The 23,244-nt window shown below is 36.0% G+C and carries 20 protein-coding genes; 11 read left to right on the forward strand and 9 right to left on the reverse strand.

Annotation, left to right across the window (positions count from 1 at the left end; genetic code table 11):
* Position 1: 1 nt before the first annotated feature.
* The gene (locus AC27VX_RS12860) at positions 2-817 is read right to left on the reverse strand and encodes a GIN domain-containing protein (RefSeq protein ID WP_488695907.1); all 816 of its coding nucleotides are present in this window, start codon (positions 815-817) and stop codon (positions 2-4) included.
* Between the two features lie 255 nt (positions 818-1,072).
* Here AC27VX_RS12860 and AC27VX_RS12865 point away from each other — a divergent pair, with 255 nt between their 5' ends.
* Positions 1,073-3,214, forward strand: coding sequence for a M3 family metallopeptidase (locus AC27VX_RS12865; RefSeq protein WP_236857361.1), 2,142 nt, complete (start codon positions 1,073-1,075; stop codon positions 3,212-3,214).
* Between the two features lie 149 nt (positions 3,215-3,363).
* Positions 3,364-3,741, forward strand: coding sequence for a YchJ family protein (locus AC27VX_RS12870; protein ID WP_236857360.1), 378 nt, complete (start codon positions 3,364-3,366; stop codon positions 3,739-3,741).
* Positions 3,742-4,042: 301 nt separating this feature from the next.
* Here the strand turns inward: AC27VX_RS12870 and AC27VX_RS12875 are convergent, their stop codons facing one another.
* Together AC27VX_RS12875 and AC27VX_RS12880 are read right to left on the reverse strand one after the other, a co-directional pair.
* Positions 4,043-4,543 carry an FKBP-type peptidyl-prolyl cis-trans isomerase gene (locus AC27VX_RS12875; RefSeq protein ID WP_236857359.1) on the reverse strand — a complete coding sequence of 167 codons (501 nt, stop codon included), beginning with the start codon at positions 4,541-4,543 and terminating at the stop codon, positions 4,043-4,045.
* Between the two features lie 112 nt (positions 4,544-4,655).
* On the reverse strand, positions 4,656-4,907 hold the full coding sequence (locus AC27VX_RS12880) for a VF530 family protein (protein WP_236857358.1): 252 nt from the start codon (positions 4,905-4,907) through the stop codon (positions 4,656-4,658).
* A 120-nt stretch (positions 4,908-5,027) separates the two neighbouring features.
* On the opposite strand from AC27VX_RS12880, the gene AC27VX_RS12885 reads away from it, so the two are divergent.
* From AC27VX_RS12885 to AC27VX_RS12905, 5 genes are all read left to right on the forward strand, one after another.
* Positions 5,028-5,180: a hypothetical protein gene (locus AC27VX_RS12885; RefSeq protein ID WP_236857357.1), complete on the forward strand. Its 153-nt coding sequence runs from the start codon at positions 5,028-5,030 to the stop codon at positions 5,178-5,180.
* Between the two features lie 124 nt (positions 5,181-5,304).
* Positions 5,305-6,510, forward strand: coding sequence for a metallophosphoesterase family protein (locus tag AC27VX_RS12890; protein WP_488695911.1), 1,206 nt, complete (start codon positions 5,305-5,307; stop codon positions 6,508-6,510).
* A gap of 3 nt (positions 6,511-6,513) precedes the next feature.
* The gene (locus tag AC27VX_RS12895) at positions 6,514-9,549 is read left to right on the forward strand and encodes an AAA family ATPase (RefSeq protein WP_488695913.1); all 3,036 of its coding nucleotides are present in this window, start codon (positions 6,514-6,516) and stop codon (positions 9,547-9,549) included.
* 116 nt (positions 9,550-9,665) lie between these two features.
* Positions 9,666-9,986, forward strand: coding sequence for a pirin family protein (locus tag AC27VX_RS12900; RefSeq protein ID WP_488695915.1), 321 nt, complete (start codon positions 9,666-9,668; stop codon positions 9,984-9,986).
* A 53-nt stretch (positions 9,987-10,039) separates the two neighbouring features.
* Positions 10,040-10,537: a hypothetical protein gene (locus tag AC27VX_RS12905; RefSeq protein ID WP_488695917.1), complete on the forward strand. Its 498-nt coding sequence runs from the start codon at positions 10,040-10,042 to the stop codon at positions 10,535-10,537.
* A gap of 57 nt (positions 10,538-10,594) precedes the next feature.
* On the opposite strand, the gene AC27VX_RS12910 is transcribed toward AC27VX_RS12905, so the two are convergent.
* Entirely contained in the window at positions 10,595-11,620 is a 1,026-nt protein-coding gene (locus AC27VX_RS12910) for an LLM class flavin-dependent oxidoreductase (protein ID WP_488695919.1), read from the reverse strand.
* A gap of 325 nt (positions 11,621-11,945) precedes the next feature.
* A complete protein-coding gene (locus AC27VX_RS12915; RefSeq protein ID WP_488695921.1) occupies positions 11,946-14,084 on the reverse strand; it encodes a S9 family peptidase in 2,139 nt (712 codons plus the stop codon).
* A 359-nt stretch (positions 14,085-14,443) separates the two neighbouring features.
* Here AC27VX_RS12915 and AC27VX_RS12920 point away from each other — a divergent pair, with 359 nt between their 5' ends.
* The gene (locus AC27VX_RS12920; RefSeq protein WP_236857345.1) at positions 14,444-14,956 is read left to right on the forward strand and encodes a YceI family protein; all 513 of its coding nucleotides are present in this window, start codon (positions 14,444-14,446) and stop codon (positions 14,954-14,956) included.
* Positions 14,957-15,037: 81 nt separating this feature from the next.
* Positions 15,038-15,865: a 4,5-DOPA-extradiol-dioxygenase gene (ygiD, locus tag AC27VX_RS12925; RefSeq protein ID WP_300686116.1), complete on the forward strand. Its 828-nt coding sequence runs from the start codon at positions 15,038-15,040 to the stop codon at positions 15,863-15,865.
* A gap of 97 nt (positions 15,866-15,962) precedes the next feature.
* On the opposite strand, the gene AC27VX_RS12930 is transcribed toward ygiD, so the two are convergent.
* The 4 genes from AC27VX_RS12930 to hutH all read right to left on the reverse strand — a co-directional run bounded on the left by AC27VX_RS12930 (position 15,963) and on the right by hutH (position 20,046).
* On the reverse strand, positions 15,963-17,444 hold the full coding sequence (locus AC27VX_RS12930) for a S8 family peptidase (protein ID WP_488695923.1): 1,482 nt from the start codon (positions 17,442-17,444) through the stop codon (positions 15,963-15,965).
* A gap of 146 nt (positions 17,445-17,590) precedes the next feature.
* Positions 17,591-18,037, reverse strand: coding sequence for a GNAT family N-acetyltransferase (locus AC27VX_RS12935; protein WP_488695925.1), 447 nt, complete (start codon positions 18,035-18,037; stop codon positions 17,591-17,593).
* A gap of 62 nt (positions 18,038-18,099) precedes the next feature.
* Positions 18,100-18,549: a DUF2059 domain-containing protein gene (locus AC27VX_RS12940; RefSeq protein WP_488695927.1), complete on the reverse strand. Its 450-nt coding sequence runs from the start codon at positions 18,547-18,549 to the stop codon at positions 18,100-18,102.
* A gap of 3 nt (positions 18,550-18,552) precedes the next feature.
* Positions 18,553-20,046: a histidine ammonia-lyase gene (hutH, locus tag AC27VX_RS12945; RefSeq protein ID WP_236857339.1), complete on the reverse strand. Its 1,494-nt coding sequence runs from the start codon at positions 20,044-20,046 to the stop codon at positions 18,553-18,555.
* Between the two features lie 130 nt (positions 20,047-20,176).
* On the opposite strand from hutH, the gene AC27VX_RS12950 reads away from it, so the two are divergent.
* Complete coding sequence (locus AC27VX_RS12950) at positions 20,177-20,938, forward strand: hypothetical protein (protein ID WP_488695929.1); 762 nt, start codon at positions 20,177-20,179, stop codon at positions 20,936-20,938.
* Positions 20,939-21,029: 91 nt separating this feature from the next.
* The gene (gene uvrC / locus AC27VX_RS12955) at positions 21,030-22,826 is read left to right on the forward strand and encodes an excinuclease ABC subunit UvrC (protein ID WP_488695931.1); all 1,797 of its coding nucleotides are present in this window, start codon (positions 21,030-21,032) and stop codon (positions 22,824-22,826) included.
* Positions 22,827-23,244: the final 418 nt, after the last annotated feature.

The raw sequence follows: 23,244 nt of genomic DNA on the forward strand, positions 1-23,244 counted from the left end.
TTTACTGGATGTTTACACTTCCTCCACTGCTTTCTTCTTTGCTGACATTTTTGAGCTCTCCTTTCTTAGCAATATTCACACTGCCTCCTGAAGATGCACTTGCTTTCACGCTGGAAGCGGCTCCTATTTCAATGCTTGCCCCACTGGATGCATCAGCTTCCACATTTTCTGCAATGACATCTTTTGCTGAAATACTGCTGCCTGAAGAAGCACTGATATCTGCATGTTTTGCTTTTCCGGAAATATCAAGACTTGAACCTGAGGATGATTCAATATCAAGATTTACAGCCCATATCTTCCCGCTGAAACTACTGCTGCTGCTGATATTAATATCCATATCATTAGCTTCCAGGTTTCCTGAGATGCTGCCGGCACTAGATACTTCAATATTTGTTTTTTCCTGAGTAAATTTATCTTTCACATCAATTCTTGCTGCTGAGTCAGCAAAAATTTTACTAAAATCTTTAGTATAAATCTTTGCAGTCACCTTATTGATATTCATAACTCTGATTCCAGGTTTATAATGAATATGAAGCTTCCCTCCTTCATTTTCCACCAAAATTTCATTGATGATGCTTTGTGGAGCTGAAATTTCCACCTTCTCTGTTTCTGATTTTATGACTTCAGCTTCAATAGCCTGGGAAACCTGAATTTCATCAAAATTTCCTGTAAATTCCTTATGCTGTATCGGGCCACTTTCTGTAGTAACCACCTTCTCTACCCAGCTGCTTTTTTCGTTGTTTCTTCTCTCGTGTTTTTCATTACAAGAGGCTAAAACCACTAAGGCCGAAAAAATAAAAAGAGTTCCTTTTTTCATGTTTATTTATTTTTTAGATTATTTAATTAATTTCTTATTTAAAAGACAACTAATTTATAAAAAATATTACATTACAATTGAAAATAGTGTCATTTTCCATAATGCATATGGTAAGAATAAAAATAGTGAACTTTATAACGCTTGGTTTATTCTCCTGAAAAACACCCATTACGCTATTTCAGCAAATACATCTGCCAAAATAGATTCTATGATACAAGTTTTTAATATCTTTATGCTTTAATAACAACTATATTTATGAAGAATATTTCATCGGTATTATTAATTTCTGCCTTGGCGTTCAATCAATCTTGTACTACAATGAAACAGACCGATACACAACAGGAGCTTCCTGCACCTGACCCGTCTTTATCTTCAAATCCTTTCATGAAGAAGAGCAAGCTTCAATACGAAGCTCCGGAATTTGACAAAATCAAAAATGAGCATTTCAAACCTGCTTTTGATTTTGGTTTAAAACAGCACGAAGCTGAAATTGTAAAAATTGCCAACAATCCAGCTGCACCTACTTTTGAAAATACAATCGTTGCTCTGGAAAAAAGCGGTGAAGTATTAAGAAGAGCACAAATTGTATTCTCTAATCTTACCAGTGCAAATACCAACCCTACTCTGCAGGCTTTAGATGAAGAATATGCCCCTATTTTTGCAGCACATTCTGATAAAATGTACCTGAATGAAAATCTTTATAAAAGAATAAAATCCATCAAAGAAGATGGTCTTGACCCCGAAAGTAAAAGACTTGTACAATTTTATAAGCAAAACTTTGAAATTGCAGGAGCTAATCTCTCTGAAACAGATAAAGAAAAGCTGAAGCAGATTAACCAGGACCTGGCCTCTCTTTCCACGCAATATGCCAATAAACTGTTGGAAGCAAGAAAGCAAGGTGGAGTATTCTTTGCTGATGCAAAAGAACTGGACGGACTTTCTTCTGATGAAATTGAAGCGGCAGCAGCTGATGCCAAAACTGCAGGACAGCCTGGAAAATACCTTCTGGCTCTACAAAATACAACACAGCAGCCTCTTTTACAAAACTTAAAAAACAGAGCCACCAGAGAAAAGCTGTTTAAAGCTTCGTGGACAAGAGCTGAAAAAGGAGATGCTAATGATACCAGAGAAACGATTGAAAAACTGGCTAAACTGAGACTGAAAAAAGCTCAGACTCTGGGTAAGAAAAACTTTGCAGCATGGAAACTTCAGGATCAGATGGCAAAAACTCCGGAAGCTGCCACTAAACTGATGAATCAGATTGCTACTCCTGCGGTGGAAACGGCAAGACGCGAAGCAAAAGATATTCAGGATCTTATCGACCAGCAAAAAGGAGGTTTCCAGGTAGAGCCCTGGGACTGGAATTTCTATGCTGAGCAGGTAAGAAAAGCTAAATTTGATCTTGATGAAAGCCAGATAAAACCTTATTTTGAAATCACTACTGTTCTTGAAAAAGGAGTTTTCTTCGCTGCAGAAAAATTCTATGGCCTGACCTTCAAAAAAAGAACAGATCTTCCTGTTTATCATCCTGACGTAGTTACATATGAAGTTTTCGATCATGACGGAAAATCTATTGCTATCTATTATCTGGATTTCTACACAAGAGATTCTAAAAACGGAGGTGCCTGGATGAGTAATTTTGTTGAACAGTCTTATTTATTGGGAACAAAACCTGTCATTGTAAACTGCTACAATTACCAGAAACCGGCTCCTGGAAAGCCGTCATTAATAAGCTATGATGATGTTTCAACAATCTTCCATGAATTTGGCCACTCTATTCACGGAATGTTTGCAAGCCAGAAATACCCTTCTCTTTCTGGGACAAACGTACCGAGAGATTTTGTGGAATTCCCTTCACAGATTAATGAGCATTGGGCTTTAGACCCTGTAGTTCTTAAAAACTATGCGGTACATTACGAAACAAAACAACCTATTCCTCAGGCTTTAGTAGAAAAAATTAAAAAGGCAGCGACTTTCAATCAGGGGTATATGACCACTGAATTGGTTTCTGCTGCTGAACTGGATATGGATTGGCACACAGTAACTAACGAAAGTCAGTTTATTCCTGTTCTAGATTTTGAAAAGCAATCTCTGGCAAGCCACGGATTTACTTTAGCAACAGTTCCGCCAAGATACCATACTCCTTATTTTGCCCATATTTGGGGTGGTGGATATTCTGCTGGATACTATGCTTATCTATGGTCTGAAACATTGGATAATGATGCATGGGAATGGATCAGTAAGAATGGTGGACTAACGAGAGAAAATGGTGACCGTTTCAGAAAATATATTCTTTCTGTAGGGAATTCTGTAGACCTTAATCAAGCATTCAGAGATTTCACAGGACATGATCCGGATATTAAACCTTTATTAAGAAACAGAGGGTTTATTAAATAAATACATCAGAAGCATTCTTTAAAAGAGTGCTTCTTTTTTTATGTTTCGGCTAAAGCCGTTGGAACTATTTATTTACTTTTTTTAACGGGCCAAAGCCCGGGTCTGCTGATATTTGTTATTTTTGCCGTTTACAATTTTAAATACATTATATGAATTGTCCCTGCTGTTCAGGAAAATCTTACGAAGAATGCTGCAAGCCTTATCATACGGGAGAAAAGCAAGCTCCTACCGCTGAAGCATTGATGCGCTCAAGATTTTCAGCTTTTGCTATTCCTAATGGAGAATATTTAATGGAGACTACTCTTCCTGGAAAACGAAAATACCACAATAAAGCAGATCTTCAGGAATGGGGAGAAATCAATCAATGGACAAAACTGGAAATCATAAGAACTCCTGCTTTAAATCAGGTAGAGTTTAAAGCCTATTATACAGATCAGGACGGGCATCCACAGCTCCACCATGAATTCTCTTTTTTCCAGAAAATGCATAACCGCTGGTATTATGTTTCAGGTGAATTTTTGGATTAATGAAGTGAAGAAAAAGATTATTTAGACTTCACTGATTTTGTGTTGCTGGTTCAGCTGCTTCAATATAGTCATTGTATATGCTAATCAATTTCCGGCTCAGTATTCCGTGAAAGATCAGAATGGTTTTAAAATCAATTATGATCCTAAAACTATGGTTCCCTTTAGTACTTTATGACAATAACAGGCAAATAGTTGTTATAGCCTATAAATAAAAATAAACCACAGGACTTCTGTGGTTTATTTTTTCTTTACTGGTATTGTAAAAAAAATGCCCGAAAAAACCGGACATTTATATTATTTTTTAGTGTGCATCTGTTCCGTCAACTCCATGAGCATGACCGTGTGCCAATTCTTCCTCTGTTGCGGGACGAGTATTTAAAATTTCCACCTGGAAATCTAAAACTTTACCAGCCATTGGGTGGTTAAGGTCTGCCACTACAGCTTCCGGAGTTACTTCTACCACAAATGCCTGGAAATTATTTCCCTGGTTATCAGATAAAGGTAAAATAGCTCCTACAGGAGGAATCCCAGATTCTTTAAACATATCAATTGGCAATTCTGCGATAGCATCAGGTTGTTTCTCACCATAAGCTTCTTCCGGCTGAATTGTAAAAGCAGCTTTATCACCAGCTTTCAAACCAAGGATATTTTGTTCAAACTTTGGAATCATCATTCCTACACCGTACAAAAATGTTAGTGGATTTTCTGTTGTTGTTTCTTCTACAAGAACCTTGCTTCCATCCTCTTCAATTGTATGAAGTATGTAACTTACAGCTACAACATGATTGTTTTCAATTGTCATATTTTCTATTTTTTTTCGCGAATCCTTTCACGATTAACAGCACAAATATACTGTTTTTTGATTGTTTAGAGAAAAGGGCTAAAAGAAGAATTTCAAAGCAACATCCAGCTTTCTAGTTTCCTTTTTTTGATTCGTCTCTCTTTTTCTGTCTCAGCACAAAAAGATACAGACTTTCAACTTTTGTTCTTGCCCAGGGCGTTTTCCTTAAAAATTTCAGTGAAGAATTGATACTAGGATTGTCTGTAAAACATTTTATATTGATCTGCTCTCCTAATTTCTCGAAGCCTTTGTAGTACTCTACCAGCTCTTCAAGAATCGCATCAAGCCTTTTTCCGTGTAAGGGATCTTTTGATTTCTCTTCCATAAAGCAGTAAAATTAAAATATTTTATCAGACTTAACAACTAAAATTGTTTAAACTCTTAATCTTTAGTATTTTTGATGAAGCTATTTCTTACCAACAAAAATTATTCGTTACAGAAAAATATGAGCAAAAATAACGAAGCGAACAGGAAAAAAAATAAAAAGAAAATTGATCAGAAAAAACGTAAAATACAAAATGCAGAAGCAGAAAGGAAAGCACGTTTAAAACAAATTCGCGAAGATTTCAAAGCAAAAGAAGCCGACAATACACTATGAAAATTTTGCGGCCTCAAACAGGAGAATTTTTACCTCAATATATTTCTTGATCCATTGAGGTAAACCGCATTTTTAAAATTAAAACTTCATTTAACTTTGGGTATTAAATAATGATAAACTTTTTATGAAAATCCTCCACACAGCCGACTGGCATCTGGGAAAACGGCTGGATCGTTTTTCCCGTCTGGAAGAGCAAATTCTGGTGATGGAAGAGATTACGGAAATTGCTGATAAAGAAAACATTGATCTTGTTCTGGTTGCCGGAGATCTTTTTGATAATTTTAATCCGGGCGTAGAAGCCGTTGAACTTTTTTATAAAACATTAAAACGTTTATCACAGAATGGTAAACGTCCTGTAATTGCTATTTCCGGAAATCATGATTCTCCGAATCTGATTAATGCTCCAGATCCTTTAGCCAGAGAATGCGGAATTATTCTCATAGGCCATCCAAAAGCTGAAATCATTCCTTTCAGTACTGATTATTTTAAACTAACAAAATCAAAAGCCGGTTTTATAGAATTGGCTATTGAAAACATAAATTTTCCTGTAAGGATACTGCACACTCCTTTTGCGAACGAAATCCGTTTAAAAGAATATTTTGGAGAAAATAAAGAAGAAGAAATCAACAAAGTACTTTCACAAACCTGGAAAGAACTTGCGGATGAATTTTGCGACTCTTCAGGGATTAACTTTCTGACCGCTCATTTATACATGAATAAAAGAGGAGCGGAAATACTAGAGGAACCGGAAGGGGAAAAACCTATCAAAATCGGAAATGCAGATCTGATATTTTCAGACAGTATTCCGGAGCAGATTCAATATACAGCGTTAGGACATTTACATGGTTTTCAGAATATCGGAACAAAGGAAAAACCTGTGGTCTATTCTTCTTCACCTTTATGCTACAGCTTTAGTGAAGCCGGACAGACTAAATATGTTTCTATTATTGATGCAGAACCTGGAAAAGCTGTCACTTACGAAAAAAGAGCTTTGAAAAGCGGAAAAGCTTTAGTCCGAAAAACATTTACTTCCGTTGCAGATACTGTTCATTGGCTGGCTGAAAACCCATATACTTTTATAGAGCTGACTCTTGAAAGTGAAACTTTTCTAACGGCTGATGAAAGAAGAGAGATTTATCAGTCTCATAATGGTATCGTTCATCTTATCCCAAAAGTCAAAAATCAGGAAATTACAGAACAGCAGAGCCAGGAAATTAATTTAAATCAGAATATAGAAATATTGTTCAAAGATTATTTTAAATCTAAAAATAGTGGCCAGGAAGCCAATGAGGAGCTGATGAGTTTGTTTAATGAAATTTTAAATGCTTAAGTTATGATTCCTGTTCAATTAACTATCGAAGGATTATACTCCTACCAGGAACGTCAGACTATTGATTTTAAAAATCTTACGGACGCCGGATTATTTGGTATTTTCGGTGCGGTGGGATCTGGAAAATCATCAGTTCTGGAAGCCATTTCATTTGCTTTATATGGTGAAACGGAACGTCTGAACATGCGTGATAAGAGGGCTTACAACATGATGAATTTAAAATCGAACAGTTCTTATATAGAGTTTGATTTTATCAATTATGAAAATAAACTCTTCCGTGCTACCAGGGATTTCAGGAGAAATTTAAAAAAATTCGAAGAGGTAAAGCCTAATGCGGTTACGTTTTATCAGCATATTGAGGGTAAATGGATTCCTTTGGATCATTCTAATGCAGAATCTATTATAGGTTTAAGTTATTCCAATTTTAAACGAACCATTATTATTCCACAGGGACAGTTCAAAGAGTTTCTGGAATTGGGTGCCGCAGAGAGAACGAACATGATGAAGGAAATCTTCAGTCTGCAGCGTTATGATCTTCAGTCTAATGTTTCCACCCTCCATATAAAAAACAGGTCTGAGCTGGATCAGCTAGAAGGCCAGTTAAAAGGTTTTGAAGAAATCAATGAAGAAAAAATTCAGGCCCAGAAAGAAGTTGCAGCAGAGGAACAAAAAAGACTTGCTGAAGCTCATGAAAAGCTTGAAAAAATGTCCGATATCTATCAGCACCTGAAAAGCTTAAAAAATGATTTTGAAAGTTTACAGCAGAACAAGGAAAAATTCGGAAAGCTGTCTGAGCAGAAATCTAAAATAGATGATCTGGAAGCCAAAACTGAATTATATGATCGTGTCTTCAGACTTTTCAATCCTTTAATTGTTGAGAAAAATAAGCTGTCAAAAGAAATTGCAGATCAACGGAATGAGCGGGAACAGCAGATAAAAATACTGCAGGAAACCGAAAGACTCTTCAGTGTTGTAAGAGAAAAGCTGTCTGTTCTTGAACCACAGTTTAAAGCTCTTGAGCAAAGCAAAATACAGGAAAATGATCTTCATATTATCATTCAGATTCTTACATTTTCCGGTGAAATAAAAGTTCTGAATGAAAGAACTCAAAAGGGTTCTGAAAAGGTAAAAGAGGTGGACCTCAACAGAGAGGAGATTCAAAAAAAGATTGACGAATTTTCTACTGGCGTTAAAAGTTTAAAGGAACAAAAGCTGGATTCGGCATTACTTTCTGAGGTTGGAAATTGGTTTATTCAGAAAAAGAATATCAAAAAGGCGAAGGAAGAACAGCTGGAAAAAATTGGAAAACATCAGAAACATATTGAAGGAATAACTGAGGAATTAAAGCTTTATTTTTATCATGAAAACTTTAAAGAAGCTTTCAACACACAAAAAGAAACGTTAGAAAACAGAAAAAAAGAATTTTCTCAGAAACTGGATCATCTCAAAATTCAAAAAGAACTCTCCCGTTTTGCCAGTGAACTTCATCATGGTGAGGATTGCCCTCTTTGTGGTTCCAGAGAACATCCGCATATTGTGGAATTTCATGATGTGAATGCTGAACTGCAGGAAACTCAGGAGAAAATAACCACCATTGATCAGGAGATTGTCAAGATTCAAAAACAGGAATCTGACATTGAAAAAATTCTGGATCGCAAAAAAATATTTGAAGAACAGCTTCTTTCAGAGCAGAAAACTTTACTTCAGATTGAAAAAGATCTTGAAAATCATATTCAACATTTTAGCTGGAAACAGTTTTCTCCCGAGGAGGAAGATGAATTTGAAAAAAAACGTTCTGACTCTTTTGCTTTAGAGAAAAAAATAGAAGAAATTGACCGAAATATAGCTTTGGAACGTGAAACTCTTGAAAAAGAAACTCAGCTCCTGGAAAAATATAAAACAGCACTGGACGATTTCAGACAAAAAGAAATTTCTAAGCAGGAGCAGATCAATATCAGTAAATCCAGTTTAAAAATACTGGACTGGAATCTATATAGTCAAAAAACGGTGGCAGAGGTTGAAGAAGCTTATCAAAAGCTCTTGCTATCCAACAAAGAAACGGAAGAAAATTACCAAAAGGCATTACAGCAGGAAAAAATACTTTCTCCACAACTGGCAGAACAAAAAGGTATCGTCAGCCAATCTGAAAAACAAATTGCAGCTCTTGAAAAAGAAATTTCAGATAATGAAAACAGCTTGTTAAAAACGCTTTCGGAACAGAGTTTCACTGATTTTAAAGAAGTTGAAAACATTTTACTCCAAGAGATCAATGTTCAGACGGCCAGAACTGAAATTCAAAATTTCAGAATTGAATTTGAAACTTTAAAGAAATTTATTGAAGAACTGAAATCAAAGCTGAAAGATCTTTCATTTGATAATGAACAGTTTTCCCAGACTGAGAAGCAGTTTGGCGAAGCTCAGGCAGAACACAAACAGATCAGTGATTCTGTGGTCACAAAAAATGCAGAAATAGACCGGCTGGAAAAGGAATATATAAAAAAAGAACAGCTTCTTAAAGATCTTGTAAAGCTTCAGAAACGTTCGGAAAATTTAAAACTGATGATAAATCTTTTTAAAGGAGCCGGTTTTGTACAATATGTTTCTTCTATTTACTTAAGGCAGCTTTGTGATCACGCCAATGTGCGCTTTCACAGAATGACGAGAAACCAGCTGAGCCTCCAGCTTAATGAAAATAATGACTTTGAGATTGTTGATTACCTCAACGAAGGTAAAAGCAGAAGTGTAAAAACACTTTCCGGCGGCCAGGCCTTCCAGGTATCACTGAGCCTTGCTCTGGCATTAGCAGAAAGTGTTCAGGCCAATGCACAGGCTGATAAGAATTTCTTTTTTATTGATGAAGGTTTCGGAACTCAGGATACAGAGTCAGTCAATATCGTATTTGAAACGCTGACCAATCTGATGAAGGAAAACAGAATTGTAGGAATTATTTCTCATGTAGAAGAACTTAAAGAGAAAATTCCTACGGCCCTCAATATTGTAAAAGATGAGGAAAGAGGCAGCCTGATTGAGATTATCTAACATAAAGTTAATAATTAACATCTATAAAGTACACTTAAGGGAATGTAAAGACTTAAGTGTACTTTTTTTGTTGTTTTCTTATTAAAAACCTGGTTTATCATGACAAAACGGATCTTTTGATCTTTGAGTTTGAAAAGCAGGAAAATATTCTATCCTTTTCCAAAAAGGAGCTTGATTTTGCCTTAGAAAACAATTTTTTCAGAATTTCAGCAACCTTACCATTTCCTAATTTCATTGGTCTTTACAACGGTCGTGCTGAAGGATTCTATGCTTTGAAAGATTCAGAAAAATCTATTTTCGGAATTGTAGTGAATGGAGCTTTCGAATTTCAAAACAGATTGCTGGAAAACCGGGATGCCATTTTACTCTGGCAAATTCAGGAGCTGGAATTTGAGGCTTTGAGTGAAGATGCTCTTGTCATTTTTATGGAAATCTAAACTGATTGGAAAGAGCCGAGATCGGTTGAAGAACACCTTTATCTTTTTAAGCTATGAAAAAAGTAAAACTTGCCTTTCGTATTGTGATTGATCAGTCTTCTGAAATGTCTTGGGACCGGTATATTTTTGAGGATACCTATTTTGAATATAAAATTCAGCATCAGGTTTTTGATGATAAAGAAAATCCGGTGAAGAACTATTGGGAGTTACTGCAAAATAATCCGAATGCGAAACAAATTCCTTTTCTATTAAGCAGTGCTGCAGGTAATTATGTTACCCAATTAGGAGGTGTTATCAGAAGTCTTCCGGATGTTTTGGGAAATACATTCTTTCCGGTTGACAGTTTCACATTAGATTTGGTTTCTTCCCATATGGAAGATGCTTCCAAACATAAAGTGGGTCTTACTTTTTTTACTCCGGAACTTCTGCTTATTGATATTATTGACAATAAATACCTCTTGAGTAATGAAACAGATCAGGAAAATGGTTTTGAGACCTTTATGTTTCCATTTCATCCTCAGATTGCGATTGTCTTTTATCAGACCCTATAAATTTTTGTGACCACTTATAAAAAACCGCTGTTGAATATATCAACAGCGGTTTCATTTTTATAAACTCCCGACAACGGGTTTTACTTCTTTTCCAAATAACTCAATAGATTTCATCATCACATCATGAGCAGGATCTCCTACATCCATATGCCCGATAAACCTTGTAATCCCGAAAAGTTCTTTCATGTAAGCAATTTTATCAGCAACTTCTGCGGGGCTTCCTATAAATAAAGCTCCGTCTTTACTTCTTCCGCCTTCATACTGCGCTTTGGTATAAGGAGCCCAGCCTCTGGAAGCTCCTATCCTATCCATCTGTGATTTATAATTATGGAAATACCCATCTACAACATTCTGATCATCACTTACAAAAGTATGCGAATGAACGGCAATCTGCATTTTGGAGACATCATACCCTGCTTTTTGATATTCCTGCTTATAAAATTCAATCAGATTTCTGAATTGGGCAGGCATTCCGCCAATAATAGCGACTACTAAAGGCATTCCTAACTGGGCAGCACTTAAAACGGACTGAGGAGTTCCTCCCACAGCTCTCCAGATGGAAAGTTTCCCATCATTTTTTGCTCTTGGGTAAACTGTTTGGTTCTGCATCGGAGCGCGAAGTTTTCCAGACCAGGTTACATTTTCTTCAGAGTTGATTTTTAATAATAATTCAAGCTTTTCATCAAAAAGTTCTTCATAATCATTCAATGAATAACCATATAAAGGAAACGATTCTATGAAGCTTCCACGCCCTACAAATATTTCTGCTCTTCCGTCTGAAATCAAGTCCAGTGTAGAAAAGTCTTCATATACTTTTACAGGCTCTGAAGAACTTAAAACAGTTACTCCGCTCGCCAGTTTTATATTTTTAGTAATACTTGCTGCTGCTGCCAGAACCATTTCCGGAGAGGAAACTGCGTAATCCGGGCGGTGGTGTTCTCCCATCGCAAATACATCAATTCCCACCTCATCCATCAGCTTCACCTGATCCAGTATTTCACGGATTTTAGTTCCTGCCTCTCTATATTTACCGGTTGACTGGTCAAAAGCCAGATCTCCGAACATTCCTATTCCTAATTCCATATTGTTGATTTTAGATATACAAAGATACCACTATGAAAAATCAAAAGCATTGATGTTTGTTAAGAACGGAAGTACCCACGGAAACTAATGGGGTTCTTGTTGGAAAAACGCACAAGTATAAGAATTCTTCATTTTCATACCGCAGTAAGATGCCGAAGATTTTCAGCAATACTTCATTCATATGGTATTAGAGGTATACAATTTTATCACAGAAAAAATCTTTCTGTCTTACAACATGAAGTATTCAATAAATTTACGCCTTTGTATTTTCCCAATAGCATTATTAAAAAAAACCAGTCTAAAATTTTAGACTGGTTTTTTATTATTATTTCTTCAGATAAAGATCAAAATAATCTGTAATCTTTTGCATTAAGTGAACTCTGTCTTTACCAATTACATTATGCGGGTGCCCCGGATAAGTAAAGTAATCCAACTGAACACCATTATCAACTGCAGATTTGATGAATTTTATAGAATGCTGCCAAACCACTACGTCATCCTGCGCCCCATGAATCATCAGTAGTTTTCCTTTCAGGTTCTGAACTTTATCCAAAAGATTGGCTGCTGCATATCCTTGTGGATTTTCCTGTGGAGTATCCATATATCTTTCTCCATACATGATTTCATACATACTCCAGTCGATTACCGGTCCTCCTGCAACTCCAACTTTGAATACATCTGGCTTACGAAGCATAAAACTTGTTGTCATAAATCCTCCAAAGCTCCATCCATGGATTCCCATTTTTTCAGCATCTACATATGGAAGAGATTTTAAGTAATCTACTCCTTTCATCTGGTCGTTCATTTCTGTAGTTCCCAGATTTCTGAATACTGCCTGCTCGAATTTTAATCCGCGGTTAGAAGAACCTCTTCCATCCATTGTGAAAATGATATATCCGTTTTGAGCCATGTATTCATACCACAGATTTCCTGAAGCAGGGAAACTGTTTGTAATCAGCTGTAAGTGTGGTCCGTTATACAGATAAACAATTGTAGGATACTTTTTATTAGGATCAAAATTTGTTGGAAGAATGATTTTCCCATATAAAGGCGTTCCGTCATCAGCTTTTAATTCTATATTTTTAATTTCCGGTCTCTGATAATTCTTTAAAGGATTTTCAGAAGTAAGGATATTGGTAGATTTTAAATTAGCAGTATTAATGATATTGCCAACTCTTGGAGAGCTTGCATTGCTATAAGCATCATACAGATAATTTCCGTCACTGCTTAAAGTTCCGATATGCATCCCTTCAGCACTGTCCAGTCTCTGCATTTTGAAATTAGTCCAGTTGATTCTATATAAATGCCTTTCCAAAGGAGTTTCCTTTGTAGACGTGAAATAGATTTCCTTTTTCTTTTCATTAAATCCTAAAATATCGGTTACCAACCAATCTCCTTTTGTAATCTGTGCAATCAGCCCTTTTTCAAGGCTATAGTGAAACAAATGGTTGTATCCTGTTCTCTGGCTCTGCCAGATAAAATCTGTATTGGAATTCGGGAAGAAAGTAAGCGGATGCTGAGGCTCAACATATTTACTGTCTGTTTCTTCAAATAAAGTTTTCACCAATTCTCCGGTGGCTGCATCATACTGATTCATTTTCATATGATTCTGCCCTCTGTTCAAAACTCCTACAAAGATATATTTTGAATCCGGACTCCAGGTAACTGCTGTTAGGTATTGGTCTTTTTCCCCTTCAGTTTTCAGGAAAGTAATAGATTGTGTTTTAATATTGAAAACACCTAAAGTTACCTGATGAGAAGCCTGGCCTGCCATCGGGTATTTAATATTATGATTAACGGCAGGAGTCACAGACCAGTCAATGATCGGGTAATCTGCTACCATACTCTGATCCATTCTATAGAAAGCTACACTTTCAGAATTAGGAGCAGGGAAGATTCCTGTGTCAATACCAAATTCGTTTCTGTGAACAGCCTGCCCGCTGATGATATTTTCATTGGCTTCATTTGTTACAGCAATGGTTTTACCATTTTTATTCACAAATAAATTATTCTTTGCCGTAAAAGCAAACGTCTGTCCGTCCCCGAACATTTTTACATTGGCAGCATCCTGATCTACGTTTGCCGAATTTTTTACTTTCCAGCCGTTTCCTGATTTTTCTATCCATGACATTTTACCTGCCGTAGTAAAGTAACCGTTGGAAGTGCTTGTAAACCTGATTGGCGGAACAGCTTTCAGTTTGTCATTCGAAAACTGTCTGTTCAATTGAGTCAGGGATATCAATGTATCTTGTTTATTGGTTTTCAGATCTGTGATCAGATAACCTCCTTTTACTGCCTGGATATATGATTTTCCATCTGCAGACCATGAAAATTGTGAAATATTTTTCACTGCAAGATTGGTTCTCATTCCATTTACAGCTTCCGCCATCGTAAATTTCTGGCTCTGGGCAAATGCTGAACTGCCTACAACCAGCATCAATAAAGAAAACTTATGTAATTTCATTGTATAAAATTGAATCCCTCAAAAATAAGAAATAAAAATCACCCGTTAAGAAATGTTAAATTAAAACATTCATAAAATGAAAATCATGAATTGATGAAAATTATTCTTACCTTAATACTAAGTATTTTTAAGTTGAAAATGGAAAATTGAAAATGGGTGGTGGTAATGGATAATGGATAATGGATAATGGATAATGGATAATGGATAAAATTAAATGATTCTGGGAAGAGATTGATCATTTTCAATTCTGAACTTTCAATTTTAAACTTAATTTCATTTCTTATCCTATATCAATGGCTTGTATAGATAGTCTATCCTAAATTTGCATTATTAATAACAAACAAAAAATACAAAATACAATGGCTACAAAATGGAACCTAGACCCAACGCATAGTGAAATTACTTTCAAAGTAAAACACATGATGATCTCTAACGTAAAAGGAAGCTTCAGAACTTTCAATGCAGAAATTGAAGCTGAAGATGATACTTTTGCCAATGCCAAAACAACAGCAACTATTGAGACAGATTCTGTTTTCACAAATAATACAGACAGAGATAATCACTTGAAGTCTGCTGAATTCTTCAATGCTGAAAACCACCCTACGATCACTTTTGAATCTCAGGCGTTAAACGATACAGTTGTAGGAAATCTTACGATTAATGGAATCACAAAATCTGTAACTCTTGACGTAGACTTCGGAGGAATCAACGTTGACCCATGGGGAAATACAAAAGCAGGTTTCTCTTTTGAAGGGAAAATCAGCAGAAAAGACTTTGGACTAAACTGGAATGCAGCTCTTGAAGCGGGAGGTGTAATGGTAAGTGATGATGTAAAGGTAGCTGGTGAATTACAGTTTGTAAAACAGGCATAATTTTTTAACACCTATTATGGAAGGTTCAGGGATTTGTCTAAAAGCCTTGAACCTTTTATTTTTTATTAATCTTCAATATTTATGAACCTCAACGATCTTCAAAGTATAAGCGAAAGTTTTGGAAACACGCAGAGAATGCCTGTTTTATTTCTTGGGCATGGCTCACCAATGAATGCTATTGAAGAAAATCAATTTGTACAGGGTTTCCGAAAAGCGGCTATAGAAATACCTAAGCCTCATGCTATCCTGTGTATTTCTGCCCACTGGTATACCCAGGGAACTTTTGTAACGGCAATGGATATGCCTAAAACGATCCACGATTTTTACGGTTTTCCTAAAGAGCTGTTTGATGTACAATATCCTGCTCCTGGAAATCCTGAACTGGCTAAAGAAACAGCTGAACTTCTGTTACCGGTAGATGTGCAAGAAGACCACAGCTGGGGATTAGACCATGGTGCCTGGTCAGTGATCAGACATATGTATCCTAATGCTGATATTCCTGTAATTCAGCTTAGCATAGACTATACGAAACCTCCGCAGTATCATTATGATCTTGCAAAAAGGCTGAATAAACTAAGAGAGAAAGGAATTCTGATCATCGGAAGCGGAAATATTGTTCACAATCTCCGTCTGATCGACTGGAAAAATATAAATACAGTGGGAGCCGGCTGGGATTGGGCTATAGAAGCTCGTGAGAAAACAAATAACTGGCTTCTGGACGGAAATTTTCAGAATGTCATTGATTATCAGAAACAGGGAAGTTTCCTTCAGTATGCCGTTCCTACTCCTGATCATTATCTTCCGCTGCTCTATACATTAGGATTGAAAGATCAGTCTGAAGATTTGACTTTATTCAACGATGAGCTTATTGGCGGTTCTTTGAGTATGACCAGTGTAAGGATTGGATAAAGGGACAGATCCATAAATCACTATATACTAAAATTTTAAAATAAAATAGGTTATCCCTCATTGAGATAACCTATTCTTTTTTGTATTATATTATATTTTATTGTACAGCTTTCAGAACATTGATGTTTCCATAGCCGTAACTTGAATTGACTGTCGGATAATAAGTTGCAGACTGCCTCATTTTATTTAGAACCTGATCTCTTGTCCACGATGGATTTTTGGCCCATACTAAGGCAGCAATTCCAGCAGTAGCGGCTGTAGCCACTGAAGAACCCCCTACATAATCTGCCTGTCCGTTATAATAACTCAGAACTGGAACTGTATTTCCTGAAGCTCTCTCCATCTGGAAAGTAAAGTCGATCTGGCTTCCGGAATGGCAAACATCACATTTCTGATTGGATGTATTTTCTTTCACTCCTGTAACCGCCTGTGTTTCAGGCATTGATGCAGGGAAAATCACACCCACGAAATTGGTAAAGCTAGTAGAAGTTCCTCCGGCACAGAAAATAAGTTTTCCTTTGGAATAAGCGTATTTTACCCCATCTTCAATTTTTCCTACTGAAAAAATATGTCCCATAGACATGGAAATGATTTTCACACTGGTATTGTTTCCAAGTTCTGTAAAGGCGGTTTTCACAGCAGTCTGTTCGCTGGAAGTTTCCAGAACAACATTTTCTGCGGCTCTGTAAGCAATTAAATTCGCATTGTATGCTACTCCTACAGGTAATCCTGCATTATTTCTCGGAGCTGTCATCACTGAAGCCATTTTGGTTCCATGTCCGCACTGATCTGCTGAACCGTCTGAGTTGTACACTCCAACTTTACTGATTGTTCTTCCTGAAGAAGCACCATTGTTAAAACTTCCGCCCAGAAGAGTCTGCTCTGGAGAAACCCCTGTATCAATAAGTCCTATGGTTACTCCAGCTCCTGTACTGTAGTTCCAGGCATCAGGGATATTATGTTTGGCAAAAGCCCATGGAATTTTTGCGCTTGGCGTTGTGGATGTATAATCTACAGCACTTAAGGTAGCAGATGAAAAACCACATCCGGAAGAGCCGCTGCCTGAAGATTTTGCTGTTGTATTATATCTGGATTCTATTTCAAAATAGTGATAATCTGCCGGCTCCACATACCTGATTGTTTTCATTTGACGAAGAGCACTTATCGTTTCTTCTTTTTCAATCACAACGTCCATCTGATTGAGATATTGATCTGAAAGAAGAAGAAATCCTCTTTCATCTTTTCCTTCATATTTTTTGATAACAGCAAGAAGTTCTTTTTCCATCTCACTGCTGTTAGGAGATTTACTTCTGTCAAAGTCTTCCTTAGAGGAGCCAAATCCTATGGATACCATTTTGTTTCCACGGAAAATAGCACTCCATAAAAAATGATCAGATTCATTTCTCCAATTGAACGCTCCGTCTGTTTTAATGGACTGATTTATCCTTTCATTGATTTGTTTTTCTGTCAACGGATCTTTCTGAGCCATTTCCATTTTCGGACTTTCATTTTGAAGTTCTTCCCTGGTACAAGAGTTTAAAGCAAAAAATATTGCTAATAGGAATACAGTTTTTTTCATATGTTATAATTTTTGATTGGAGTCACAATATAACACTTTACAGGGAATTACAAACTTTAAAAAATGAATTTACCATTACATAAATATTAATTAAAAGACTGAAAGAACAATGTTATGCTCAGCATTTATTATTTATATTGCTAAACTTATAATATCTTCTCTAAACAGATACTCTGCTCTATTCCTATATATGGTCCATAATTAGAAATCCTGTAAAATCCATTATGCCCATAAACAGAAATTGCATTTTTAAGATCTTTAGAAGTTTCCAGAACTGCTTTTTGAAAATTCAGTTCTCTAGCCCAGTTCTCCAATTCCTTTACAATTTTGGATGCAAGTCCCCGCTGCCTGAATTCCGGCTGGGTATACATTCTTTTGATTTCAACGGTATTTTCCGAAAGTATCTTGAACGACCCACAAGCAGCAGGAATAGTATCAATATATATAACGACACAATTTTTAATAGCCTCTATTGTATTAAACTGATTAAAGAAATCGTGTTCATCACCATTATGCTCTGCAAGAATACTGTCAAGAAGTTTTACTAAGTTTTGGAAATCTGTATGTGAGGAGTCTGTTCTAAGTATATGCATGATTATTTGATTAAATAATTAGAGAAAACAAAAGCTTCCTTTTTCAGGAAGCTTTTTATTTTTTATCGCGCAGGAGGTGGAGGGTTTTGAAAGTGATAATGTTCATTAATTTTATCATTAACTTTTTTGTTAAATGCCTCCACAAATTTATTTGTAACTTCCGTTGATTCAGTCATTAAAGATGGCATATTTTCAATCAGTTTTTGACCTGCCGGAGTTTTGTAAAACTTGATAAGCTCATCGATATCGGCATCCGAAAAGTACTTTTTATAAATAGGAATATAAAGGGTAACTATTCTTTCGGGAGCCATATCTTTTTTGAACTCATCCCAAAAATTATCTGGCAAGTCCTTATACTTATTGTTGTAATGATCCATAAACTCCTTAAATCCAATGGACAACATCCGATCTGACCTTGTAATACTGATCAGTTCCCTCACTTTTGCTTCGTTCGATTGAGAAAAAGCATTTATTCTCAGCAAAAGGAAACCCAAAATAATCCCTTTCTTCATTTTCTATTTTACATCAACAATAAATTTTCTTTCATTGATCAGTTCTGCAATCGCTAACATATCTTTACCGATTAATCTGTCATCTTCAAGCTTCGCAACTTTGGAACGAAGAATAGTAAAGTTTTCTTCTATCACTTTGGAGCACCTGGAAGGTCTTCTGAATTCCAGTCCCTGAGCAGCAAACATCAGCTCAACAGATAAAATATTCACAAGGTTACCAAGAACCTGATTGAATTTTCTTCCGGAAATACTTCCCATAGAAACATGGTCTTCCTGTCCTAAACTTGTAGGAATAGAGTCTGCCGACGCCGGGAAACACAATGTTTTATTTTCTGTAACCAAAGCTGCTGAAGTATATTGCGGGATCATAAATCCGGAATTTAAACCTGAGCTTTCCGTCAGTAATCTTGGAAGTCCATATTTCCCTTCTAATAATAAGTAACTTCTTCTGTCGGAAATATTTCCTAATTCCGCCGCCGCCAGTGTTGCATAGTCTAAAGGCAAAGCCATCAGCTGTCCATGAAAGTTACCTCCCGAAATAGATTCTTCAGCACTTAGTACAATTGGGTTGTCTGTTACAGAATTCAGTTCTGTTTCAGCCATACTCTTAAGGTGTTCAAAAGCATTTCTACTGGCTCCGTGAACCTGTGGTACACATCTCATAGAATACGGATCCTGGACTCTCTCGCAATCTTCGTGAGCTTTCATGTTTTCTGAGCCTTTTAAGAATTTAAGCATTCTTGCAGCTACTTTTTTACTCCCTTCAAAAGGTCTGATATCATGGAGTTCTTTTTTGAATGGGCTTTCTGAACCTCTGTATGCTTCAATACTCATCGCAGCAGTCATGTCCGCAAGGTCAAGCAGGTATTCAAACTTTTCTAATCCTTTGATGGCATGTGCCAGGATAAATTGGGTACCATTGATCAATCCTAAACCTTCTTTAGGGCCTAACACCAATGGCTCAAGGTCGTGTTTCTCCAGAACATCCATTGTTTCTGCAACCTGATCTCCTTCCCAAACCTGTCCTAACCCTAATAAAGGCAAGACAAGATGTGCTAAAGGTGCAAGATCACCGGAAGCTCCTACAGATCCCTGTTCAGGAACTACAGGAATAATATCTTTCTCAAGCATCAGGATCAGTCTTTCGATTACATCAAGAGAAACTCCTGAAAAACCTTTTGATAAAGCATGAACTTTCGCAATCATCATGATTTTGGAAAGTTCTTTATTAATCGGTTTTCCTACTCCTACGGCATGGGAAATAATTAAATTATATTGTAACTGCGCTGTTTCGTCAGCTGATATTTTAGTATCACACAATGGTCCGAATCCAGTATTAATCCCATATACACATCTATCGGACTCTACTATTTCCTGTACATTTTTCTGTGATTTTAAGATCTGTTCTTTTGCTGCTTTGTTAAGCTTGGCTTTATTAGGTTTTTTACAGATTTCCAGAATATCATGGAAAGTAAAAATATCTACTCCGTATATCATTTCTAAAAAATTTTCTTAAAATTACGCATTTAAGGATAATTGGAAAAGCTAAATTTCACCCTTCTATATTTTTATGAAATCAAATGATTTAATTTACTATTTTTGGCTCCGAAATTAAAAACAATAATACATGAGACTCAAATCTTTACTGCTTGTTCTATTGGTTGCCAGTACAACAGCTTTCGCACAGAAAGTAAAATATTCAAAAGAAGAAAAAAAAGAAATGAACAAGTACCTTTTTAACGAAGGCTTCGACACTGCATCGGATAAAAAAATATCTACCATAATATTGAAAGATAATACTGAATACCAAGGCTACAGTAAATCATGGGAAAAACAAAGAGGCCAGATTCTTTCTATCACACTCGAAGACGTAGATACAAGAAAATCTAAGAAATTTGCTGCGGCAGATATTGCTGAAATGTATTTATATCCAACAGAAACTGAAAAATCTATGAAAGCGGCAAAATTCATTTCAAATATGAGAAATTACAGCACTAAAAAATATAAAAAGTCTGTAACAGATGAAGCTATTCCTTTTGAAAATCAAACCGTTTCTTTAAAAAACAAGAAAGAAAGCAGAACTTTTCTAATGCAAGTCATTAATCCTGAGTTTAATGATATTATTTCTGTTTATCATGATCCTTTTGCAACTACTACCTCTTCACCTGGTTTCGTTGGCGGCCCTGCATTCGGCGGCGGTGTTATCAAATCTTATTACATAAAGAAAGGCAATAAAGTCATGTGGCTTCATAAGGATGATTTTGAAGACAATTATGATTTTCTTTTTGGTGACAACAAGGAGTTCATGCAAAAATACCCTAAAGATTCTGTTAAATGGGATTACTTAAGTTTCCTTGTATATACTTATACCGAAATGGCAAACGGATAAAGTTATTATTATCATATCATTTATAAACCTGTAGATCAGTCTACGGGTTTTTTATTTTTCAAAATATAGAAAGTTTCCTTAATTTTGTTATATGAATCCTTCTTTAGAATTACAGCTCAAAACTTTACCATCCGAACCCGGCGTTTATCGTTATTATGATAAAAACGAACAGCTATTGTATGTGGGGAAAGCTAAAAATCTGAAAAAGAGGGTTCTCTCCTATTTCAACAAAAATCTTCCCGGATACAGGATTAAAATAATGGTGAGTAAGATCCAGCGTCTGGAAACTACTATTGTAAACAGTGAGTATGATGCTCTTTTGTTGGAAAACAATTTGATTAAAGAGCATAAGCCGTTTTATAATGTCATGCTGAAAGATGACAAAACGTATCCCTGGATCTGCATTAAAAACGAAGATTTCCCACGCGTTTTTCTAACGAGAAATATGATTAAAGACGGTTCGGAATATTATGGGCCTTATGCAAAGGTACGTCCTGCAAAGATCTTATTGGATACCATCAAGCATATTTATAAACTAAGAACGTGTAATCTAAACCTCTCCCCTGCCAAAATAGCAGACGGAAAGTATAAAGTCTGTCTGGAATACCATATCAAAAACTGCGAAGGGCCTTGTGAAGATCTTGAAAGTAAAGAAGAATATGATGAGAAGATAGACGCTATCCGTGGAATTGTTAAAGGAGATTTCCGGAAAGCTAAAGATTTTCTTGTAAATCAGATGATGAAACTTGCTTCTGACCTTAAGTTTGAGGAGGCTCAGATTATTAAAGAAAGGCTTGATATTCTGGAAGATTATCAGGCTAAAAATACAGTGGTTAATCCAAATATTGATGATGTGGACGTCTTTGGTATGACCAGTGATGAAACAGCAGCTTATGTCAACTTCTTTAAGATAAGAAACGGGAATATCATTCAAAGTTTCACTACAGAGATTAAAAAAATTCTTGAGGAAACAGATGAAGACATTATGGAAGAAGCCTTGATTGAGATCCGTCAGAAGTTCGCTTCGGACTCAAAAGAGGTTCTGCTTCCTTTCCATTTGTCTGTAGAAATTCCGAATGTAAAACTGATTGTTCCGAAAGTAGGCGACAAAAAAAGAATTGTAGAGCTTTCTGAAAAGAATGCTAAAGAATACCGTCTGGAAAAGCTGAAACAGGTTCAAATCGTAGATCCTGAAAGGCATACGAACAGAATCATGGCTGAAATGCAGAAACTGCTGAGAATGCCTGTAGAACCCAGACATATGGAAGGTTTTGACAACTCAAATATCCAGGGGACCAATCCTGTGTCGGCCTGTGTTGTTTTTAAAGATGGTAAACCCAGCAAAGCAGATTATAGAATTTTCCACCCTAAAACGGTAGAAGGGCCCAATGATTTTGCCACTATGGAGGAAGTGATCTACCGCCGGTATAAAAGAATGCTTGATGAAGGAGAAAGTCTCCCTCAGCTGATTTTGATTGATGGGGGGAAAGGACAGTTATCTTCTGCAGTTAAGAGTTTAAGATTACTGGGACTTTATGGAAAAATAACTATTGTAGGAATTGCCAAAAGACTGGAAGAAATTTTCTTCCCGGAAGATTCTATTCCTTTATATCTTGATAAAAAATCTGAAACTTTAAAAATCTTACAAAGAGTACGTGATGAAGCCCACCGTTTTGGAGTAAAACATCATAGAACCAGAAGAAGTAATTCTACGATAAAATCTGAACTGGAGGAAATTCCCGGAGTGGGAGAAAAAACAATTGAATTATTACTTTCTAAATTAAAATCCGTAAAACGAATCAAAGAATCCAATCTGGAAACACTGGAAGAGATTCTCGGCAAGAGCAAGGCTAAAATAATCTGGGAGTTTTTCAATAACAACGGATAATTCCATTAGATTTTTTTTGTCAAAAACACTCTTTCATTCCATGGATACAGGCATTTCATCCATTATTTAGTGAAAATAAAAATACTAACAAATAGCTTTCGTTAAAATTAAATAATCACTAATATTCAATAAATATAAAATTATTCATTAAATATTAAGATTATATATATATTTATTGTAAATTAGCATTAGTAACTAAAAGCAATAATACCATAAAAAAAATTCTAATTCTGCAGGTCTTATTTTCTCTTTGTTTCGCACAATAAATGACCTGTTTTTATATTTCAATCCAATTATTTTCATCAAAGAATAGTTGAACTTTTAAAGGTTAGTTTGTCAATAGTTTTACCTACAGAATCAGGAAAAGACACATCATCATATTCAAATATAAAAGGCTCCTTTTCAGGAGCCTTTTATA

This window comes from Chryseobacterium sp. 14P4.3.2 (assembly GCF_057799275.1).